Annotated in this window: 1 pseudogene; it reads left to right on the forward strand. The window is 71.6% G+C overall.

From position 1 onward, the window contains the following. A pseudogene (locus Q0817_RS20010) lies at positions 1–401 on the forward strand (aminotransferase class I/II-fold pyridoxal phosphate-dependent enzyme); the annotation flags it as partial.

The following is a 401-nucleotide window of genomic DNA, read 5'->3' on the forward strand; positions in this document are numbered from 1 at the left end:
CGCTACTACGGCGGCTGCGAGCACGTGGACGTGATCGAGCAGCTGGCCATCGACCGGGCCAAGGACCTCTTCGGCGCCGGCTTCGCGAACGTCCAGCCGCACTCCGGGGCGCAGGCCAACGCCGCGGTCATGTCCGCGCTGCTCCGGCCCGGGGACACCATCCTGGGGCTGGACCTCGCCCACGGCGGGCACCTCACCCACGGCATGAAGCTCAACTTCTCCGGCAAGCTCTACCGGGTCGCCGCCTACGGGGTCTCCGAGGACGACCACCGGATCGACATGGACGAGGTCGCCCGCCTCGCCCGGGAGCACCGCCCGCAGCTGATCATCGCCGGCTGGTCCGCCTACACGAGGCAGCTGGACTTCACCGCGTTCCGCGCGATCGCCGACGAGGTCGGGGC

Origin of the sequence: uncultured Kocuria sp. (assembly GCF_947500125.1) — a bacterium.
Lineage (GTDB): Bacteria > Actinomycetota > Actinomycetes > Actinomycetales > Micrococcaceae > Kocuria.